We start from the raw sequence: 984 nt of genomic DNA, 5'->3' as shown, positions 1-984 counted from the left end.
TTGTCCTGCGGCCGCCGTGCGCGGGCCGGGAGCACCGAGGTGCCGTAATGCCGCGCGAAGTCGAGCACGGTGTCGTTGGCGCGCGGCTCATAACGGTCGGCATTGGCAATCAGAGCCCGCGGATTATCTGGAACGACCAGTTCGGGGGCCCCGCCAATGAAACTCAGTGCGCGCACCATCGAGCCGATCCAGTCAGCCATCGTCTCGCGCGGCGTGGCGCAAGCGAAGGTGTAGCTTGAAGCACCCAGTGCGGCGACGAACACATGGGCGCGCGTGCCATCGGCCACCGCGATGGTCGGGCCAGCGTAGTCGACAAACAGCTTCTCGCCGGCCTTGTGGACCTGGCGCATCGAGCGCTTCAGGCTCTTCGCCCAGGTGTGGTAGTGCTCGCAGAATTGCGTGTGCCGGTAGGTCTTGCCGCCGGGGTGGGCGTCGACATATTCCTGCCACAGCAACGTCAGTGTGACGCCCTTGCGGCGCAGCTCCTGGTGTATGCGCGCATAGTCCGGCGGCACATAGGCGCTGCTGCGCGAGCCCGGCAGCAAACGTGCTGCAATGGCTACTTCGTCGAGTTCACGTAGCTCGTCCCATGTCAGCCCGGCATCCGCGGCGAGCGACACGTACTTGGAGACGACCCCTTTGGAAATCTGCAGCGTTGCCGCGATGCGGGCGTGAGAGAACTGGGACTCGTGCTTGAGTCGTAACACGTCTTTGATCATGCGTATCGTCATTGGGGGTGTGGGCATTGCTTCTCCGTGTAAAAACGGGGAAGGTTATCCACAACCGGGGTTGAACAATACGCAACATCTCTACGCCGATCATCGCCAGACAGACACCGCGAAACCGGCGACGCATGACTCGTCAATGGGCCGGTCACGATCACCGGAAAGACCGGTCACGATCAGCCGGAAATGCTGGTCACGATGCCGGAATCACCGGTCACGATAATCCGGAATTACTGGTCACGCTCGCCCGGAATACGCA

1 protein-coding gene is annotated in these 984 nt (G+C 62.2%); it reads right to left on the bottom strand.

Translation table 11 applies throughout. The features are described from left to right. Nucleotides 1–746, bottom strand: a 746-nt coding sequence (gene istA / locus AWB68_RS45365; protein WP_125483321.1) for an IS21 family transposase, incomplete at its 3' end; no start/stop codon positions are given. Nucleotides 747–984: the final 238 nt, after the last annotated feature.

It is taken from the genome of Caballeronia choica, assembly GCF_001544535.1.
In the GTDB taxonomy this organism is placed as follows: Bacteria; Pseudomonadota; Gammaproteobacteria; order Burkholderiales; family Burkholderiaceae; genus Caballeronia; species Caballeronia choica.
This window is presented reverse-complemented; position numbering and strand designations above follow the sequence as displayed.